Origin of the sequence: Paracoccus rhizosphaerae (assembly GCF_026162645.1) — a bacterium.
Lineage (GTDB): Bacteria > Pseudomonadota > Alphaproteobacteria > Rhodobacterales > Rhodobacteraceae > Paracoccus > Paracoccus rhizosphaerae.
In genome coordinates this window covers 106,050-121,023 of record NZ_JAOTBE010000003.1, presented here as the reverse complement: position 1 = coordinate 121,023, position 14,974 = coordinate 106,050, and the positions used below count along the sequence as shown (strand labels likewise).

Annotated in this window: 12 protein-coding genes; 8 read left to right on the top strand and 4 right to left on the bottom strand. The window is 66.3% G+C overall.

The features are described 5' to 3' along the window. Nucleotides 1–29: 29 nt before the first annotated feature. The 7 genes from OC184_RS02675 (at nt 30) to OC184_RS02645 (ending at nt 9,274) form a co-directional block, all read left to right on the top strand. Complete coding sequence (locus tag OC184_RS02675) at nt 30–806, top strand: enoyl-CoA hydratase (RefSeq protein WP_265505638.1); 777 nt, start codon at nt 30–32, stop codon at nt 804–806. 157 nt (nt 807–963) lie between these two features. After that, the gene (gene rpsT, locus OC184_RS02670; RefSeq protein WP_265505637.1) at nt 964–1,233 is read left to right on the top strand and encodes a 30S ribosomal protein S20; all 270 of its coding nucleotides are present in this window, start codon (nt 964–966) and stop codon (nt 1,231–1,233) included. Nucleotides 1,234–1,757: 524 nt separating this feature from the next. Next, entirely contained in the window at nt 1,758–3,119 is a 1,362-nt protein-coding gene (gene dnaA / locus OC184_RS02665; RefSeq protein ID WP_265505671.1) for a chromosomal replication initiator protein DnaA, read from the top strand. A gap of 87 nt (nt 3,120–3,206) precedes the next feature. Beyond that, a complete protein-coding gene (gene dnaN / locus OC184_RS02660) occupies nt 3,207–4,325 on the top strand; it encodes a DNA polymerase III subunit beta (RefSeq protein WP_265505636.1) in 1,119 nt (372 codons plus the stop codon). After that, nucleotides 4,322–5,395 (top strand): DNA replication/repair protein RecF, encoded by a 1,074-nt coding sequence (gene recF / locus OC184_RS02655; protein WP_265505635.1) that lies wholly within the window; start codon nt 4,322–4,324, stop codon nt 5,393–5,395. The genes dnaN and recF overlap by 4 nt, the downstream gene beginning before the upstream one ends. Nucleotides 5,396–5,581: 186 nt before the next feature. Next, a complete protein-coding gene (gene gyrB / locus OC184_RS02650; RefSeq protein WP_265505634.1) occupies nt 5,582–8,017 on the top strand; it encodes a DNA topoisomerase (ATP-hydrolyzing) subunit B in 2,436 nt (811 codons plus the stop codon). Between the two features lie 504 nt (nt 8,018–8,521). Further along, nucleotides 8,522–9,274 carry an outer membrane protein gene (locus OC184_RS02645; protein ID WP_265505633.1) on the top strand — a complete coding sequence of 251 codons (753 nt, stop codon included), beginning with the start codon at nt 8,522–8,524 and terminating at the stop codon, nt 9,272–9,274. A 15-nt stretch (nt 9,275–9,289) separates the two neighbouring features. On the opposite strand, the gene pdeM is transcribed toward OC184_RS02645, so the two are convergent. Genes pdeM through OC184_RS02625 form a run of 4 tightly spaced genes read right to left on the bottom strand, consistent with a single transcriptional unit; the run spans nt 9,290 to nt 14,824 of the window. Continuing rightward, nucleotides 9,290–9,979, bottom strand: coding sequence for a ligase-associated DNA damage response endonuclease PdeM (pdeM, locus tag OC184_RS02640; protein WP_265505632.1), 690 nt, complete (start codon nt 9,977–9,979; stop codon nt 9,290–9,292). Then, nucleotides 9,976–12,354, bottom strand: coding sequence for a ligase-associated DNA damage response DEXH box helicase (locus OC184_RS02635; RefSeq protein WP_265505631.1), 2,379 nt, complete (start codon nt 12,352–12,354; stop codon nt 9,976–9,978). Before OC184_RS02635 ends, pdeM begins: the two co-directional genes overlap by 4 nt. After that, nucleotides 12,351–13,901, bottom strand: a complete 1,551-nt coding sequence (locus tag OC184_RS02630) for a cisplatin damage response ATP-dependent DNA ligase (protein WP_265505630.1) — start codon at nt 13,899–13,901, stop codon at nt 12,351–12,353. The genes OC184_RS02635 and OC184_RS02630 overlap by 4 nt, the downstream gene beginning before the upstream one ends. Beyond that, nucleotides 13,898–14,824: a ligase-associated DNA damage response exonuclease gene (locus OC184_RS02625; protein ID WP_265505670.1), complete on the bottom strand. Its 927-nt coding sequence runs from the start codon at nt 14,822–14,824 to the stop codon at nt 13,898–13,900. The genes OC184_RS02630 and OC184_RS02625 overlap by 4 nt, the downstream gene beginning before the upstream one ends. Here OC184_RS02625 and OC184_RS02620 point away from each other — a divergent pair. Beyond that, nucleotides 14,753–14,917 (top strand): hypothetical protein, encoded by a 165-nt coding sequence (locus OC184_RS02620; protein WP_265505672.1) that lies wholly within the window; start codon nt 14,753–14,755, stop codon nt 14,915–14,917. The two genes, OC184_RS02625 and OC184_RS02620, sit on opposite strands and share 72 nt — an antisense overlap. The last annotated feature ends 57 nt before the right edge of the window (nt 14,918–14,974 follow it).

Below are 14,974 nucleotides of genomic sequence, written 5' to 3'. Positions count from 1 at the left end.
AATGCAAATTGGCAACGAGGTCCAAGCCTATGGCTTACGAAACCATCATCGTGGAAGTCGAGGACGAGGTCGCCCTGATCCGGCTAAACCGTCCCGAGGCGCTGAACGCGCTGAACGCCACGCTTCTGGACGAGCTGTCTGCCGCCATGACCGAGGCCGACCGCAACGACAAGATCCGATGCATCGTCCTGACCGGCAGCGAAAAGGCCTTCGCCGCGGGCGCCGACATCAAGGAGATGTCGCAGAAATCCTTCGTCGAAGTCTATAGCCAAGACCTGTTCGGCGCCCAGATCGAGGCGATCGGTCGGGTGCGCAAGCCGATCATCGCGGCCGTCAGCGGCTATGCCCTGGGCGGCGGCTGCGAACTGGCGATGGTCTGCGACTTCATCATTTGCGCTGAGAATGCCAAGTTCGGCCAGCCCGAGATCAACCTGGGCGTCGTCGCCGGCATCGGCGGCACACAGCGCCTGACCCGCTTCGTCGGCAAGTCCAAGGCCATGGATATGAACCTGACCGGCCGGTTCATGGACGCGGCCGAAGCCGAACGTTCCGGCCTTGTCAGCCGCGTCGTGCCGACCGCAAAGCTGATCCCCGAGGCGCTGACCGCCGCCCGCAAGATCGCCGAGAAGTCCCAGATCGCCACCAAGACCGTCAAGGAGGCCGTCAACCGCGCCTATGAGACGACCCTGCGCGAGGGGCTGCTGTTCGAGCGCCGGTCCTTCCACGCGCTGTTCGCGACCGAGGATCAGAAGGAAGGCATGGCCGCCTTCCTGGAAAAGCGCGAAGCCCAGTTCCGCGACAGATAAGGGTTTCCTTCCGCTGCGCCTTGCATTATAGGCGCAGCCTTACATGCGTGTGGGCCCGCTTTGGCAAGAATCATGTCCGTTCCCGATAGGAACGGCGTCATGGGGCTTTTGCACGTTCGAAATTTAGACATGCAACCGACCCGATAGGAAGACACCCATGGCCAACACGCCCCAGTCCAAGAAACGCGCCCGCCAGATCGAACGTCGCACCGATGTCAACAAGGCCCGCCGCTCGCGCATCCGCACGTTCCTGCGCAAGGTCGAAGAGGCGATCGCCTCGGGCAATGCCGACGCCGCGAAAGAAGCCCTGCGGAACGCCCAGCCCGAGCTGATGCGTGGCGTCACCAAGGGCGTCGTTCACAAGAACACTGCATCGCGCAAGATCTCGCGCCTGGCGGCCCGCGTGAAGGCGCTGTCGGCGGCCTGAAACACGGTCGATCCTGCGGCTGCATCATCCGCAGGAAGTGCTTGAAAACACCGCATCGGGTGTGGCTGACAAAGCCGCGCCCGATTTTTCTTTCTGCGCCTGCGAGACAGGAAAATGGCACGAATTCAGCGAGTTGGTATTTTTGACAATCGAGTCAAAGGCATCGCAGATTCGATTTAGGCAAGTCGCTGTCAAGCGCATAGTTCGGTTGCGGGGCGCGCGCTGCTGGCGCTAGTTTGCTCCTTGCGATTCACGTCGCTTGGGGGACGGGCCGGACCTCATGAACGGATCTTGCGATCCTTCAGGAAACGGCCGGGCGAACATCTTCGCCTTCGGGTTCATGAATGCCGACTGCCATCGGCGTGCCTGGATCTGTGTCTGTGATCGGAAACGGGCTGACGCCCCTCATGCGGCCATTTTGGCCGCAGGGTGGCGCTGTTTCTGTCTTCACGCCGCCAAGCCGCGCGAATCCTGGCCCGTCGGATCAACCGGCGGGGGTGGGGACAGGCACGGGAAACAGGATGATGATGGACAGGATCTGGGGTCAGGCATGCGCCGAATTGGAAAAGAGCGTCGGGCCGAACAACTACAACCACTGGATCAAGCCCCTGCACCTTGCAGCCATCGATGACGGTGCCGCGCATTTCGTCAGCCCGACGCGCTTCATCTCTGACTGGGTGAACCGGCACTTCGCCAAGGACATCATGGCGGTCCTGACCCGCGCCGGCGCCACGGTCGAGCGTCTGCGCTTCGACATCGGCAGCCAGGCCCCGCGTCCCGCCGCGCAGGCCGCCGCCCCCGCCAGCCACGCCCCCGAGGCGCCGACCACCCGCGCCCCCCGCGCCGACCTGGGCGCTCCGCTGGACCCGCGTTATACGTTCAGCAACTTCGTCGTCGGCAAACCGAACGAGCTGGCCCATGCTGCCGCGCGCCGCGTGGCCGAAGGCGGGCCGGTGGGCTTCAACCCGCTGTTCCTCTATGGCGGCGTGGGCTTGGGCAAAACCCACCTGATGCACGCCATCGCGCATGACTATCAGGCCCGCCATCCGTCGGCGCAGGTTCTCTATCTCTCGGCCGAGCAGTTCATGTACCGCTTCGTGCAGGCCCTGCGGGAAAGCACGATCATGGACTTCAAGGGGATGTTCCGGAACGTGAACATGCTGATGGTCGACGACGTGCAGTTCATCGCCGGCAAGGACAGCACCCAGGAAGAATTCTTCCACACCTTCAACGCGCTGGTCGACCAGGGCAAGCAGATCGTCATATCAGCCGACCGCGCCCCGGCCGAGATCAAGGGCCTCGAGGAGCGCATCAAGTCGCGCCTGTCCTGCGGCCTGATCGTCGACGTGCACCCGACCACTTACGAGCTGCGCCTTGGCATCCTGCAGTCCAAGACCGAAGCGTTCCGCGCCCAGCAGCCGGACCTCGAGATCGGCGCAGGCGTGCTGGAATTCCTGGCCCATCGCATCACCACCAACGTCCGCGTGCTGGAAGGCGCGCTGCAGCGTCTGTTCGCCCATGCCAGCCTTCTGCGCCGCGAGATCACGCTTGAGGTCGCGCAGGAATGCCTGGCCGACATCCTGCGCACCAACGACCGCAAGATCAACATCGACGACATCCAGCGCCGGGTGGCGGAACATTACAACATCCGCCTGGCCGACATGATCGGCCCCAAGCGCGCCCGCAACGTCGCCCGCCCGCGCCAGATCGCCATGTACCTGTCCAAGCAGCTGACGAGCCGCAGCCTTCCGGAGATCGGCCGCCGCTTCGGGGGTCGCGACCACACCACGATCATGCACGGCGTCCGCAAGATCGAGGAGCTGCTGGTCGAGGACAGCAGCATGGTCGAGGATATCGCCGTCCTCAAGCGCATGCTGGAAGCCTGATCACGAAAATCTTGTGACCGCCTGCGCACGCGGTTACACATCAGGTCCGACAAACGGGCCGAAGGCCCTATGGGACAGGGAAAACCGATGAAATTCTCGATCGAACGCGCCGTTCTGGTCAAGGCCGTGTCGCAGGCCCAGTCCGTTGTCGAGCGTCGCAACACCATTCCGATCCTGGCCAACGTCCTGATCGAGGCCTCGGCCGAGGGCGTCAGCTTCCGCGCGACCGACCTGGATACCGAGGTCGTGGACAGCGCCGCCGCGCAGGTGGAACGCCCAGGAGCGACCACCGTCAGCGCCGTCATGCTGAACGAGATCGCACGCAAGCTGCCAGACGGCGCGCTGGTGCAGATCGCCAGCGACGACGCGGCCGGACGCCTGTCCGTACAGGCCGGCCGGTCGTCCTTCAGCCTGGCGACCCTGCCGCGGGAGGATTTCCCGGTCATGGCCTCCAGCGAATACAGCGCCAACTTCCGGGCATCGGCGGGCGTGCTGCGGCGGCTGTTCGACAAGTCCAAGTTCGCGATCTCGACCGAGGAGACGCGCTATTACCTGAACGGCGTCTACATGCATGTCGCCAAGGCCGAGGACGGGCCGATGCTTCGCTGCGTGGCGACCGACGGCCACCGTCTGGCGCGCATCGACGCGCCCCTGCCCGTCGGCGCCGACGACATGCCGGGTGTCATCGTCCCGCGTAAGACCGTCGGAGAGTTGCGGAAGCTTCTGGACGACGACGAGGCAGAGATCGCCGTGTCCGTTAGCGAAACCAAGGTCCGCTTCGCCACGCCGACGATCACGCTGACCTCGAAGGTGATCGACGGGACCTTCCCCGACTACAGCCGCGTGATCCCGCAGGGCAATGCCCGCAAGCTGGAGGTGGACGCCACCGACTTTGCCCGTGCCGTCGACCGCGTCGCCACCGTCAGCAGCGAACGGTCCCGCGCCGTTAAGCTGTCGCTGGACCAGGACCGGCTGGTCCTGTCGGTGAACGCCCCCGATGCCGGGGCCGCCGAAGAGGAGCTGATCGTGGCCTATGCCGACGATCCGCTGGAGATCGGCTTCAACGCCAAGTACCTGCAGGAAATTGCCAGCCAGGTCGACCGCGACAATGCGGTCTTCATGTTCAACGGTTCCGGCGATGCGGCGCTGATCCGTGAGGGCAGCGACCAGACGGCGGTCTATGTCGTCATGCCGATGCGCGTGTGACGCTGACGTCGCTGCGGCTGGCGCAGTTCAGGTCCTGGCCTCGGCTGGAGCTTGGGCTGGACGTGCGGCCGCTGGCGATCTTCGGGCCGAACGGGTCCGGCAAGACCAACATCCTTGAGGCCGTGTCGATGCTGGCACCGGGCCGCGGGCTGCGCGCGGCGCCGGCGGTCGAACAGGCGCGGCAGGGTCCCGACGCCGGCTGGCGCATCCGCGCGACGCTTGGGGATCACGCGGTCGAGACAGCCGCGCCGCCGGGGCAGACCCGCGGCGTGATCATCGACGACAAGCCTGCCCCCCAGACGCAGCTGGCACGCCTGGTGCGGGTCATCTGGCTGGTTCCCGCGATGGACCGGCTGTGGTCCGATGCCCCCGAGTCACGACGGCGCTTCCTGGATCGGGTGACCCTGTCGCTGATGCCCGACCATGCCGATCTGGCGCTGGCCTATGACAAGGCCATGCGTGAACGGAACCGCCTGCTGCGGGACCAGATCCACGACGCCGGCTGGTACCGCGCTTTGGAAGGGCAGATGGCCGAGGCCGGCAGCGCCTTGACCCGCAACCGGCTGGCGGCGCTGGAGGCGATCACCGCGGCCCAGGATGGCGGGGATTTTCCGGCCGCGCGGCTGACCCTCCTGCCCGGTGAAGGCGCGGCCGACGACATGGACGCCGACAGCATCGCAGGCCGGATGGCCGCCACGCGCCCCCGCGACCTGGCGGCGGGGCGGACGCTGACCGGCCCGCACCGCGCCGATCTTGGCGCGACCTGGGGCTCGCAGGACATGCCGGCGGCCCTTTCCTCGACCGGAGAGCAGAAGGCGCTGCTGCTGTCCCTGATCCTGGCCAATGCCCGTGCGCTGTCCGACCAGCCGGTCCTGCTGCTGCTGGACGAGGTGGCCGCCCACCTGGATGCCGATCGCCGGGCCGCGCTCTATGACCGGATCATCGCGCTGCCCGCGCAGAGCCTGCTGACCGGCACCGGGGCGGAATTGTTTACCGCCTTCGGGCCGCGTGCACGCCTCCTGTCGGTCACGAAGACTGACGGTCTTTCAGTGGCCGAGGAGGTCGCATGACCCCCAGCGGCGCGGGGCTGGCCGCGCCTGTCGGTCAGCGACGGCTGGCCTCATGCTACGGGCTGTCTCAGACCAACGGCCGGCGTGGCAGAAAACCCCTCCGGACAGGCGAAAAACCCTGTCAATGCCGTGACTTTGCCTGCCCGAGGGCCTATATCGGGACGATATGAACAGGAACCCCGAAGCATGACCGACACCGCGCAGCAGCCCGTCGAATACGGCGCCTCTTCCATCAAGGTTCTCAAGGGTTTGGAGGCAGTGCGCAAACGGCCCGGCATGTATATCGGCGACACTGACGACGGGTCCGGCCTGCACCACATGGTCTATGAGGTCGTCGACAACGGCATCGACGAGGCCTTGGCCGGTCACGCTGACTTCGTCCAGGTCAAGATCCACGCCGACAACAGCGTCAGCGTGCGCGACAACGGCCGCGGCATCCCCGTCGACATGCACGCATCCGAGGGCGTCAGCGCGGCCGAGGTCATCATGACCCAGCTGCATGCGGGCGGCAAGTTCGACCAGAACAGCTACAAGGTGTCGGGCGGCCTGCATGGCGTCGGCGTCTCGGTCGTGAACGCGCTGTCGGACTGGCTGGAGCTGCGGATCTGGCGCAACGGCAAAGAGCATTTTGTCCGCTTCGAGCATGGCGACACGGTCGAACACCTGCGCGTGGTGGGCGATGCTCCCGGCGAGACCGGGACCGAGGTGCGCTTCATGGCCTCGGCAAAGACGAACCACCCGGACGGGACGTTCTCGAACCTGGAATACAGCTTCAAGACGCTGGAGAACCGGCTGCGGGAACTGGCCTTCCTGAACAGCGGCGTCCGCATCATCCTCGAGGATGCGCGCCATGCCGAGGTCCAGCGGACCGAGCTGTTTTACGAGGGCGGGGTGCGGGAGTTCGTCAAGTATCTCGACCGCTCGAAAACCGCCGTCATGCCCGAGCCGATCTTCATGACCGGCGAAAGGAACGGCATCGGGGTCGAGGTCGCGATGTGGTGGAACGACAGCTACCACGAAACCGTGCTGCCTTTCACCAACAACATCCCGCAGCGCGACGGCGGCACGCATATGGCAGGTTTCCGCGGCGCGCTGACGCGTGTGATCGGGAAATACGCCCAAGACAGCGGCATCGCCAAGAAGGAGAAGGTCGATTTCACCGGCGACGACGCGCGCGAAGGCCTGACCTGCGTGCTGTCCGTAAAGGTGCCGGATCCGAAGTTCTCCAGCCAGACCAAGGACAAGCTGGTGTCCTCCGAGGTGCGCCCTGCGGTCGAGGGTCTGGTAGGAGAAAAGCTGGCTGAGTGGTTCGAGGAGAACCCGGCCGAGGCCCGCCAGATCGTTGGCAAGATCATCGAGGCAGCCTTGGCCCGCGAGGCTGCGCGCAAGGCTCGCGAACTGACGCGCCGCAAGACGGCCATGGACGTGGCGTCTCTGCCCGGCAAGCTGGCCGATTGCCAGGAAAAGGACCCCGCGCTGTCGGAACTGTTCATCGTCGAGGGTGACAGCGCCGGCGGTTCCGCGAAACAGGGCCGCTCGCGCCAGAACCAAGCGGTGCTGCCGCTCCGCGGCAAGATCCTGAACGTGGAACGGGCGCGCTTCGACCGGATGCTGTCCAGCGACCAGATCGGCACGCTGATCACCGCGCTCGGCACCGGGATCGGGCGTGACGAATTCAGCCTGAAGAAGCTGCGCTACCACAAGATCGTCATCATGACCGATGCCGACGTGGACGGTGCCCACATCCGCACGCTGCTGCTGACCTTCTTCTTCCGCCAGATGCCCGAACTGATCGAGGCGGGGCACCTCTATATCGCGCAGCCGCCGCTCTACAAGGTCGGCCGCGGCCGGTCCGAGGTCTATCTGAAGAACGAGGCCGCGCTTGAGGATTACCTGATCCAGCAGGGCGTCGAAGGCGCGACGCTGCGTCTGGCCGACGGCCAGCAGATCACCGGAAACGACCTTGCGCGCGTGGTCGAGGAGGCGCGGGTGGCCCGACGCGTCCTGCGCGCCTATCCGACCCATTACCCGCCCCATATCACCGAACAGGCAGCCATCGCCGGGGCGCTGCTGCCCGGCCGGATCGACCGTGACGCCCAAGGCGCCGCCGATGAGGTGGCCGCCCGTCTGGATCTGATCGCCGAGGAGTACGAGCGCGGCTGGCAGGGCCGTCCGACGCAGGATGCCGGCATCCGCCTGTCGCGCACGCTTCGGGGGGTCGAGGAGAACCGAACCTTGGACGGCCAGATGCTGCGCAGCGCCGAAAGCCGCCGGTTGGGAGAGATGACGCAGGCGCTGCAAGATATCTATGGCCAGCCCGCGCGCCTTGTCCGCAAGGACCGCGACCAGCCGATCCACGGTCCCCTTGGCCTGCTTCAGGCCGTGTTCCTGGAAGGTGAAAAGGGCCTCTCGCTCCAGCGCTACAAAGGTTTGGGGGAGATGAACCCTGAGCAGTTGTGGGAAACTACGCTGGACCCGGTCGCACGCACCATGCTCCAGGTCCGGATCGAGGACGTTGCCGAAGCCGAGGACCTGTTCACCAAGCTGATGGGTGACGTGGTCGAACCCCGGCGCGAATTCATCCAGCAGAACGCGCTGAACGTCGAGAACCTGGACACTTGACCGGCGCTTCGGCGGGTGCGCGGTATCCGCGCGCCCGTGGGGAAGTGGATGAGTCTTCCTGCAGTTCAAATCATGATGACTGATACATTGAGGCGATACCCGTCCCCGTGCGCAGGCCTTGTCGCTGTTGGTGTAGGATGCATCGCGGCGGCACGTAGGGGACGACGCCTGCGGCTCTCAATCTGATACGCCTTCCCGAACCGGCAGCGTGTGGCCACATGCAGCAGGCAAAGCAGGAGCGGACGCGGGTCGAGGTGCAGACATTCTGGAGAGTGCGCAGATCGTCCGGCTCCCTGCCCTTGGGCTGACCCGCTCATACCCGCGGGGTCGGCCCGCACCAACACAGCTTCAGGTTGTTGCAGAAAGACCACGGCCGGCCTGACATTGGCCGGATCTGCCGCCAAGTCTGCCCTTTCATTTGATCCGCCCCTCCTCGTTCTGCATTAGTTGAAGGAAGCTTTTGCTATCTGGCCGCCCTCCGGCCGCAGTCACCAGGAGTCCATCATGCACGCAGTTCGAATTGCGACGGCACTCGCCGTCTCATCCGCGGTCTTCATCGGCAGCCAAGCCGCGTTGGCAGGGGAACCGGTCGTCGCGCCGGTGGTCGACGTGGCGCCCGTCGTGGTCGCGCCCGTGGCGGTCAGCAACTGGGCCGGCGGCTATGTCGGCGGATCATTGGGTTATTCCTTCAGTGGCGATGACGAGATCGGCTTCGAAGAGTTGTCCGGCGACGAACCCCCCCGCCGGGCCACCGACCTGGGCGAGGCCGACATCAAGGGCATCACCGGCGGCCTGCATGTCGGCTATCGCTGGCAGCGCAACAAGTGGGTCTTCGGACCCGAGCTGGGCATCGAAGGCGGCAGCGTTGACGGTAGCGACCCTGTCGCCGCGTTCGATTTCGACGGCACCCTTGAAAGCGAGGTCAAATATGTGGCCACGCTGGTCATGAAGACCGGATACGAGGTTTCGCCCGGCACGCTCGTCTACGGCACCGCCGGCGTCGCGCATGGCGAATTCGACTATATCGGCAGCCAGGACGACAGCTCGGAGACCGTCGGCTATTCAAACACCGGCTATGCCCTCGGCCTAGGGCTGGAACGCCAGATGTCGGAACGGATGTCGGTCTTCGCGGAATACCAGTATCGCGACTTCGGCGAAACCACGGTCGAATTCGACACCGACGGCGATACCTCGGTCGCGACGCGGGCGACGCCGACGCACAGCAACGTCAAGGTCGGCGTGAACTTCCGGTTCTGAACCGCCTTGCAGATCTCAGAAGGGCCGGCGCCATCCGCCGGCCTTTTTACGTGGCTGACGCTGAAGGCCCACCGGAAGCACGAAGGGGCGCCCGCCACAGGCGATGGCGATGCCTTGCGGCACAAGCCGCGCCAGCGCCGCATCCGTCACCGGCAATCCGCCTGTATAGGTTCCGAAGGCAGGCAGGATCAGGTGATCCCGCCCGACCAGAAAGCAACGCAGCCGCTGCCCTGCCAGCGTCACGCAGGGATGGTAATGCCCCGACACGTCCGGTCCCTGCCCGGCCTCGTGCCGCAGGACCAGCCCGTCATGCAGCGCATCCACCGACTGTCCCGGCATTCTGGGGCAGATCGCACCGGGGTCGTGGTTGCCGCTGATCCAGATCCAGCGCCGCCCGTCCGCCATCGTGCGCAGGCGCTGGCAGACGGCATCGGGCAAGCCGCGTCCCGCCGCATCGTCGTCGAACCCGTCGCCCAGGCTGACGACGATGTCGGGATCGGTCGCGGCGATCTCCGCCTCGAGCCTGTCCAGGGTCGCCTCGGTCTCGTAGGGCGGCAGCAGGGCGCCGCCGCGCCGCGCCATCCGCTCGGACTTGCCCAGGTGCAGGTCAGACACGACCAGACAGCGCCGCGCCGGCCAGAACAGCGCGCCCGAGGCCCGTGCGTCAAGGCGCTGGCCGTTGAAATCGAAGGAATGGGCCGTCACGTCGTCAATCCCGCCTCTGCCATCAACGCCGCCGCCTCGGCCTCGGCCATCCGCTCTTGTGCCTGGCCGGCAATGGGAACGCGTCCTTTCTCGAGCATCAGCGGCGCGGCGAGGGGCGAAACGCGGTCCAGCATCCGGTGGTCGATGCGGTCGGTGCGGCCCAGCATTTCCTCGATTCGGTCGAAATCCACAAGCCCCCGCCGCGCTTCATCGGCGGTGATGCGCAGCAACAGATGGTCGGGATCATACCTGCGCAAAGTATCATACAGGATGTCGCTGGAAAATGTCGCCTGCCGCCCGGATTTCCGCTGGCCCGGCAGGTTGCGCTGGATCAGACCGGATATGACCGCCACATTGCGGAACGTTCGCTTCATGACTGCATTGCTGGCCAGCCAGTCGCCGAGGCCTCCGCGCAGCCCGTCCAGGTCCAGAAGCGGCGCCGGATCGGTTACCGCGTCCAGCGACGTGATCAGCAGCGCATAGTCGGTCGCCAGAAAGCCGATCGGACCCAGCCCGCCGATCTCCATCGTCCGGGTCATCAAAAGGCCCAGGGTCTGCAATGCATGCCGGCCGGCAAAGCCATAGAGGACGAAGTGCCAGCGGCCGTGATGCTCGAAACTTTCGGTGACCAGCACCCCGGGGCGCGGCAACGTGCTGACCCTGGCCTGCAGGGCCAGCCAGCGGCGCGTGTCCTCGGGCAGTCCCGCATGCGCCGCCGGATCGCCAACCAGCGCCAGCACCCTGTGCGACAGCTGGGTCGAGGTTGCAAGCTTCAGCCCGGAATAGACGGCAATCCGAGGTTCCTTCGTCGGCTGCCTGGTAACCTCGACCACCATCTCTCGCAGCGCATCGTAGCGGACAGTCTGCCCACCGATCAGGAAGGTGTCGCCACGGACCAGGGATGATGCAAAGCTCTCTTCCACCTCGCCCAAGGGCGTGCCGCCGCGGCCGCGCAGGCGGACCTTCAGCATCTCGGCCTCGACGATGGTGCCGATGTTCATGCGAAGGTCGCGCGCGGCCCGCGGGTCGCGCAGCCGCCACAGCCCGTCGCGAAGCATCAGCCGCTGCCAGCGGTCATAGGCCCGCAGCGCATAGCCGCCGGTGGCCGCGAAATCCAGACAGGCATCGAAATCCTCCCTGTCCAGGTTCCGATAGGGCCCGGCCTCGCGCACCTCTCTGAACAGGTCGTCGGCATCGAAGGGGCCCGCGCAGGCGGTCAAGAGGATATGCTGGCAGAGGACGTCCAGCGGCCCCGGCCCACGGTCGTCACCATCAAGGTCGCGCTCGCGCACGGCCTGCAGGGCCGCGACGCATTCGATGACCTCGAACCGGTTGGCGGGAACGATGCGGGCGCGGCTGGGGGCGTTGTAGCGGTGGTTGGCCCGCCCGATCCGCTGGACCAGCCGCTTGACGTTCTTGGGTGCGCCGACTTGGATCACCAGATCGACCGATCCCCAGTCGATGCCCAGATCCAAGCTGCCGGTGGCCACCACGGCCCGCAGTTCGCCCGCGGCCATGGCTGCCTCGACCCGCTGGCGCGCCTCGCGGGACAGGCTGCCGTGATGCAGGCCAATGGGCAGGTTTGCGTCGTTCGCGGCCCAGATCGCCTGAAAGAACAGCTCGGCCTGCGCGCGGGTGTTGATGAAGATGATGGTCGTGTTGGCGCGCGCGACCTCGGTCAGGACATCGGGCACCGAGTAATGGCCGCCTCCCCCGGCCCAGGGCGCGGGACGCGTGGTCGGCAGCATGGCGATGTCGGGGTCTGGTCCGGGATCGGCGTGGATCACGGTCGCGCTGCCCATGAAGCGGGCCAGGCGATCAGGGTCCTCGACCGTGGCCGACAGGCCAGTGACGATCAGCCGGGGGGCCAGCGCCTTCAGCCGCGACAGGCACAGCATCAGCTGGTCGCCGCGCTTGTTTTCGGCCAGGGCATGCAGCTCGTCCAGAACCACGCGGCGCAGGCTGCCGAAGATTGCCGGTGCCTGTTCATAGGACAGCATCAGCGCCAGGGATTCGGGCGTCGTCAGCAGGATGTCGGGCGGATCGATGCGCTGCCGCGCCCGCTGGCTGGACCTTGTGTCGCCGGTCCGGTCCTCGATCCGGATCTTCAGGTTCAGATCCGCAACCGGACGCGACAGGTTGCGCGCGATGTCTGCCGTCAGCGCCTTCAGCGGCGAGACATAGAGCGTGTGCAGCCCGCCCGGCGGATCGCGCAATTCGACCAGGCTGGGCAGGAACCCGGCCAGCGTCTTGCCGCCACCGGTCGGCGCGATCAGCAGGCTGTCGCCCGTGGCGTTCAGCAGGTCGATCTGGTGGGGATGCGGCTGCCAGCCCTGCGCGGCGAACCAGTCCTGGAAGTCCTGCGGCAGGTTCACGGAATCATGTCTTTCAGCGTCTCCAGCCGGTCGGCCTCGGCCACAGGCTTGTCCCAGCGGATGCGGCTGATGCGCGGGAACCGCATCGCGACGCCCGACTTGTGGCGGGGCGAGGCATTCAGCCCTTCGAACGCGACCTCCAGCACCAGCTTGGGCGCGACGGCGCGTACGGGGCCGAAGCGCTCCGTCGTGTTGTTCCTGACGAAGCGGTCCAGCTCGCGCAGTTCCTCGTCGGTGAAGCCGAAATAGGCCTTGCCCACCGGCACCAGCTGCGGCCCGTCCCAGAGGCCAAAGGTGAAGTCGCTGTAGAATCCCGACCGCTTGCCGTGCCCGCGTTGCGCATAGAGCATCACGGCATCGACCACCATCGGGTCGCGCTTCCACTTGAACCAGGGGCCGCGCGGCCGGCCGCCGACGTAAGCGCTGTCGCGGCGCTTGATCATCACGCCCTCGATGACCACGCTTGGCGGGTCGGCCCGCAGGGCCGCCAAGTCGTCCCAGGTCGCGAACGGCAACAGCGGCGACAGGTCGATCCGGTCGCTGCCGAAATCCGCGGTCTCGAGCACGGCACGGCGGTCCTGGTGGGGCAGGTCGCGCAGGTCGCGACCCTGCCAGATCATTGCGTCATAGACCCGCAGCCCTGCCGGATGGCTCTCCAGCATGGCGCGACCTACTGCCTTGCGGCCAAGGCGCTTCTGTAAGTCTCCGAAGGGCGCGACATCTTCCCCGCGCCTGACCAACAGCTCTCCGTCCAGGGCACCGTCAAAGTTCAACGCGTCCAGCAGGTCGGGAAAGGCCTTGCCGATATCCTCTCCGGTCCGGGAATAGAGCCTGCGCGTATTCCCGTCGTTGATGGCCTGCACGCGAATGCCGTCCCATTTCCACTCGGCGGTATAATCCGTGGGATCGAAAGCGCGCAGCTGGTCCAGATCGACCGGCGTCGACAGCATCACCGGGCGGAACGGCGCGCGTGCGGCATGTTCGGGGCGCGCGCCGCCTCCGATCCAGTCGAAAAGCGGCTGATATGGGGGCGTCAGGCCGTGCCAGATCTCCTCGATGTCCTTGACCTCGGGCGGGCCCATGTCGGCCAGAGCGATGCGGGCCATGCGCGCCGACAGTCCGACGCGCATGTTGCCCGTCGCCAGCTTGAGAAACGCCAGGCGCTGCGACGGCCCCAGCCTGTCCAGCATGTCGGCGATCGCGGCCGGCAGGCCCGCCTTGCCCGTGTTGGACAAAAGTGCGACGGCTTGGTGCAGCGGCACGTCCTGATCCTGGTCCGTGTCCCACAGAAGGGCGATGGTTTCGGCCAGATCGCCCACGAAATCATAGGACAGGGCGAACAGCTGCGCGTCCACGCGCTCGGCCATCAGGCCGCGCAGCAGGGCCGGCGTGACTGCCCGCAGCTTCAGATCGCCAGTCAGCGCTGCCAGGGCATAGCCGCGGTCGGGATCCGGGGTCTGTTCCAGGTAATGCCGCAGCAGGCGCAGCTTGGCATTGCGCGCGGCGGTGAAGGCCAGCCGTTCCAGCAGGTGGGCAAAGGCCTTCATTCGGGCTCGTCCTCGTAGCCGACAAGGCGCAGGGGGCGGGCGGCAAAGCCCTCCATCTCGCACCAGCGCATCAAGCCATCCTCGGTCCCGTGGGTGATCCAGACCTCGTCGGGGGACAGTTCGCGAATAGTTTGGGTCACCTGCGGCCAGTCCACATGATCGCTGATGACCAGCGGCAGCTCGACCCCGCGCTGTCGGGCGCGGGCGCGGACGGCCATCCACCCCGAGGCAAAGCCGATCACCGGGTCCTGGAACCGCTGCACCCAGGCGCTGGCGAAGGCCGAGGGCGGCGCGATGACCAATTGCGCGTCCACCTCCTTGGCCGTGGCGGGAACCAACGGGCCGAGGTCGATCCCCTGTTCCACGTGAAAATCGCACAGCCGCTGCAGCGCGCCGTGAATGGCGATCGGCCCATCGATGCCCGCCTGCCGCGCCAGCGCAATGACACGTTGCGCCTTGCCCAGGGCATAGGCGCCGATCAGGTGTGGCCGTTCTGGAAACTCGGCCATGCTGGCGATGAGGCGCGTCATTTCGGCCAGCGGGTCGGGGTGGCGGAACACCGGCAGGCCGAAGGTCGCCTCGGTCACGAAGATGTCGCAGGGCACGGGTTCATAGGACGCGCAGACGGGGTTCGGCGCACGACAATAGTCGCCGGACACGACGATCTTCGGCCCCTTGTCGGGCGTGATCGCGATCTGTGCCGATCCCAGGATGTGCCCGGCGGGGTGGAAACTGACCTCGACGTTCCCGACCCGGGTCACGCCATCAGCGGCCTGACGGGTCCGGGTGAAATCCTCGCCATAGCGGATGGCCATGATGTCCAGCGTTTGCTGCGTGGCCATGACCGCGCCATGGCCCGCACGGGCATGATCGCCATGCCCATGCGTGATCAGCGCGCGGGGGACCGGGCGGACCGGGTCGATGTGAAAATCTCCGGGCGGGCAGTAAAGTCCAGCCTCGGTCGGGTGAAGGATCTGGTCGGCGCGCATGAAACCAAGATGGCGAACATTTCGTGAAAATCAACGACGGCAAAGCGTCGCGGACCCTTCACGACCAACGCGGCAGCGCGCGCG

Bases quoted from the DNA above. Each gene is read 5' to 3' on its own strand.
- OC184_RS02620 (WP_265505672.1), top strand. From the start codon at position 14,753: ATGGCCCGCACGGGCATGATCGCCATGCCCATGCGTGATCAGCGCGCG.
- gyrB (WP_265505634.1), top strand. From the start codon at position 5,582: ATGACCGACACCGCGCAGCAGCCCGTCGAATACGGCGCCTCTTCCATC.
- rpsT (WP_265505637.1), top strand. From the start codon at position 964: ATGGCCAACACGCCCCAGTCCAAGAAACGCGCCCGCCAGATCGAACGT.
- OC184_RS02645 (WP_265505633.1), top strand. From the start codon at position 8,522: ATGCACGCAGTTCGAATTGCGACGGCACTCGCCGTCTCATCCGCGGTC.
- OC184_RS02630 (WP_265505630.1), bottom strand. From the start codon at position 13,901: ATGAAGGCCTTTGCCCACCTGCTGGAACGGCTGGCCTTCACCGCCGCG.
- OC184_RS02675 (WP_265505638.1), top strand. From the start codon at position 30: ATGGCTTACGAAACCATCATCGTGGAAGTCGAGGACGAGGTCGCCCTG.
- dnaN (WP_265505636.1), top strand. From the start codon at position 3,207: ATGAAATTCTCGATCGAACGCGCCGTTCTGGTCAAGGCCGTGTCGCAG.
- dnaA (WP_265505671.1), top strand. From the start codon at position 1,758: ATGATGGACAGGATCTGGGGTCAGGCATGCGCCGAATTGGAAAAGAGC.